At 41.4% G+C, this 4,348-nt stretch carries 3 protein-coding genes and 1 pseudogene; 3 read left to right on the forward strand and 1 reads right to left on the reverse strand.

The window, feature by feature from the left end; all coding sequences use genetic code 11:
- The 3 genes from JWQ85_RS16550 to JWQ85_RS16560 all read left to right on the forward strand — a co-directional run.
- The coding region (locus JWQ85_RS16550) for a hypothetical protein (protein WP_299469957.1) at nt 1-1,079 on the forward strand (1,079 nt) is incomplete at its 5' end.
- Nucleotides 1,079-1,285 (forward strand): hypothetical protein, encoded by a 207-nt coding sequence (locus JWQ85_RS16555; protein WP_299469959.1) that lies wholly within the window; start codon nt 1,079-1,081, stop codon nt 1,283-1,285. The genes JWQ85_RS16550 and JWQ85_RS16555, both read left to right, overlap by 1 nt.
- 233 nt (nt 1,286-1,518) lie before the next feature.
- A complete protein-coding gene (locus tag JWQ85_RS16560) occupies nt 1,519-3,966 on the forward strand; it encodes an outer membrane beta-barrel family protein (RefSeq protein ID WP_299469961.1) in 2,448 nt (815 codons plus the stop codon).
- A 120-nt stretch (nt 3,967-4,086) separates the two neighbouring features.
- Here JWQ85_RS16560 and JWQ85_RS16565 read toward each other — a convergent pair.
- Nucleotides 4,087-4,348 (reverse strand): annotated as a pseudogene (locus JWQ85_RS16565) (zinc carboxypeptidase); the annotation flags it as partial.

Raw genomic sequence — 4,348 nt, forward strand, 5'->3', positions numbered from 1 at the left:
ATCTTCATAACTTCCAAAACGAAGCCCGCCCCTTGATATATAAAACCCGCGATTTTGCAGGCGATATTTTTAGTCATTTTGGTAACTTTTTAGGCGGGGCCGGAAAAGTTATTGGTAAGCTGATAGCTATAGCACTTATAGCAAGCTGCTTTGCAGGTATCATAGCACTTATTATATTGGTGATATCGGCCTTTGTTTATGGCAACCACAATATAGGCATATACCATATATTCCCTTTTAATATTGCAGACCAACATGTTAATAATATATTTATAGTATGCGCTGTTTTAATGGCAATTATTCCGTTGCTGGCAATTATACTAACGCTTATCAACTTTGTATTTAAAGGTAATGTTATTAACCGCACTGCAGGCTCTACGTTATTAATGGTGTGGGTGATTGCTTTAAGTGTAGTAATATATTACACCGCCAAAACATCTGCCGACTTTAAAGAATATGCCAGCTTTAGCCAAACTATTAACATTAAACCAAGTGCCGACAGTACCTATTACTTAAAACTGAACGATATTAAGTTCCTTACAAAAGAAGATAGTATACGCCTAAGGCTTAAAGAAGATTTTAGTGGCCGCGTTATTTTAGATGATGACGACGATAACAATATGGACATGCCCGATAAAAACATTGATATATATGTTGAAAAAAGCGATGTGGCACAGCCGGTACTGGTTGAATCATTTAGCGCCCGTGGCAGCGATTACGAAGATGCTTTATACAATGCCCGTGGCACTAACTATCAATTTAAACAGGAGGGCAACGTGTTGAAATTTAATCGCCGGTTAGAGAAGCAAATTGACAGGTTATGGCGCGCGCAAAGGTTACACCTTACCCTTAAGATACCATTAAACTCGAAAGTGGTAATTGACGACCAGGTAGATAGATTTGTAAGGGATGTAAGTGTGCGCGATTGTAATGAGATAAATAAAAAAGATGGCGCATCATCTGCTAAATTTATTATGACAGATAATGGATTGCAATGCAAGGTTGATACACTGGTACTCCCACAAACACCAAAACAAAAGGCTGCTGCAGATAGTGCAGCAATTGCAAACCCGGAATAATGAAAAATATCATAAAATATATAAGCCTGCTGTTATTCAGCGGGCTTATATTACCTTTTTATAATATTAACAGCATCAAAAATATTACCGCAGCAAACAATGCTAAGCATGTTTCTGTGGTTAAAAGCCCACGCCCGGCAAATCCGGTGCGAATACAGTACTTTCTATATCAGGATATTGCAGAAATGCTTTTCCCCACAGAGTAAAAATTAAACTTTTTCTGTAACCTTTTACCCCAACCTAACATCTTACTATAAATTAACAATCACATGCCACTGTATGGCGGCATACAACATAAACCCTGTACCTATGCAAACATCTACACTATATATAATATAAGCCCCGCGGATTAACCGCAAGATCTAAACAAAATTTAATGCCTGTTAAAAAAACGAGGGAACAACCCACGCAGGAATTTTATTGCCTAATTTTTTACACCATGAACGCACACATCACTAAACTACTATATATAATACTCCTATTAATAGCCCCCGTAGCCGCTAACGCACAGGGAGCTAAGCCAACAGCGGGTAGCATAGCCGGCCAGTTACAAAACGAGCAGGCAAAACCAATGGATTACGCAACAGTAACCTTGTTAAGGGGTAAAGATTCATCTGTTGTTAAAAGCACGCTTACCAACGATGCCGGTAAATACTGGTTTGATAATGTTATATCAGGCCGCTATATCATTAAAGCTACAACCGTAGGTTACCAGCCAACCTTTAGCCCTGTGCTTGATGTGGAGGACGATGTGATCAACGCCCCGGTTATAAAGATGCAGCAAAGCAGCCGTAATTTGCAGGGTGTAACTATCACTTCATCAAAACCACTTATCGAGCGTAAATTCGACCGCACCGTAATGAACGTGGAGAACAGCGTACTTGCAGCAGGCAATAACGCATTAGAGATATTAGAACGCGCGCCGGGTGTTACTATCGATAAAGATGATAACATTACCCTTAAAGGTAAACAGGGTGTAACCGTTATGATAAACGATAAACTCACCTACCTGTCATCTACCCAGTTAGCTGCATTATTACGTTCTACTGATGGCAGCACTATCCAATCTATCGAGATCATTACCAATCCATCTGCCAAGTACGATGCCTCAGGTAACTCAGGCATCATCAATATCAAACTAAAGAAGAATAAACAAAGCGGCACCAACGGCAGCTTAACTGCCGGCATAGGCTATTGGAAAAATTTTAGAGACAATACAAGCCTTACCATAAACCATAAAACAGGCAACCTTAACCTGTTTGGTACGCTTAGCCGTGGCGATATTACCCGGCAAAACGTATTAGACATTAACAGAACGGTAGTAAGCGGACCAACAACACGTTATTTCACACAAAACACCCTCATGAAAAGGCCGGTACACTATAACAACTACCGCGTTGGTGCCGACTATAATACATCTACAAAAAATACCCTGGGTTTTGTGGTAAGCGGCGATTACACTAACGAGGTTAATAACAATACCAGCAGGACTAACGTCGGTTCGCAGCCCATGGGGATAGATTCGTTCCAGAACACGCTTACCGGCATTAAACAAACTTATCGCAATGTTGCTGTTAATCTGAATGATAAACTGGCTATTGATACCAATGGGCAGGAGCTAAGCATTGACCTGGATTATTCTAAATTCAAGAACAATTCATTCGCTAATTACGACACCTACTTTTTTTCGCCCAACGGCAGCGTACAAAAGCCATCGCTATTTTTGCGCAACCAAACGCCATCTACCATCAGCATATATACCGCCAAGGCAGATTACACTTACCCGCTTAGTAAAAGCCTTAAGCTGGAAACCGGTGTAAAATTCAGCTCTGTAAAAACGGATAACGACCTGCGCGCCGAGATACAACAAGGCGGCGTATTTGTAAATGATACATCTCGCACCAACCGTTTTGTTTATGATGAAAAAGTTAACGCGGCCTACATAAACCTTGGGCAAACCTTCAAAAAAACAACCATACAAGCGGGGTTACGTGCCGAGAATACCATTTCTACCGGTAATTTGATCACAAACAACCAGGTAGTTCATCGTTCTTATCTGGATTTCTTCCCGAGTGTGTTCATTAACCAAACCCTGTCAGACAAACATGAGGTGGGAATTAACTACAGCCGCCGGATAGACCGCCCAAGCTATGATAACCTTAACCCATTCATTTACTACCTGGACCAATACACTTACGAAAAAGGCAACCCTTTCCTGAAACCGCAGTACACCAACACCTTCGAAATTAATTACACCTATAATAAAACCATAAATGTAACCCTTGGTTACAGCCGTACTACCGATGCAAGCGTTGATGTTTTATATACCGATACTGTTAAAAAAGCAACCTTCCAAACCAACGAGAACCTGCAAACACGGGATAACTACAACATCAATATCAATTCGCCTTACACTATTACCAAATGGTGGACTGGAAACGTTAATGTGAACGGTTTTTACCAAAAGTTTAAATCGGCGGTGCTGTTGGGGCAGATGTTAAACAACGGTCAGGCGGCTTTCCAGGGCCGCGCCACGCAAACCTTCGTGGTACCGGGATACAAGTTAGAAATTTCGGCTAATTATGAGTCGGCCCAAAGCTACAGCATCTTTAAAATCAAATCGCAATATGCAATTGATGCTGGGTTGAGCCACTCGTTCTATCAGAAAAAGATGAATATAAAACTGGCTGTAACCGATGTGTTTAATACCCGCAAAAGCAGGGTAAGCACCAACTACTCTGACACTAATTTAAACCTGGTGCAAAAGAACGAAACGCGTATTGGTCGCATAACATTCACCTACAATTTTGGCAATAGCAAAATTAAAGCCCGCGAACACCAAACCGGTTCCGAAGATGAAAAAGGGCGGGTGAAAAGCGGAGGTTAAGTTTGCAGTTTGTAGTGGGCAGTTAGCACATAAAAGAAAGGCGATGGATTGAAACCCATCGCCTTTCTTTTTAAAACTTTAGCGCTCCTGCAAACTGCTAACCGCCTACGGCAAACAACCCTACTGCCCCACCATAAACACGGCATTACTAAACAGCAGCTTACCATTTTCCCAAAAACTGCGGAACAATGGGTCATCTACTATATACACTACCGAGCCACGACCAAGTGATTGTACACCAAGCAGCATCCCATCATTTATTTTTTGTTTGGATTGCGCACCGGCAAAGCCCGCTACATAACTGTTCTTTTGTACTGTGCCAACATTCCAGTCATCATCGCCAAGCAAGTCGTAAATATCATCGCTTAGTTTTAACGAGTAA

It is taken from the genome of Mucilaginibacter sp., assembly GCF_028288105.1.
GTDB lineage: Bacteria > Bacteroidota > Bacteroidia > Sphingobacteriales > Sphingobacteriaceae > Mucilaginibacter.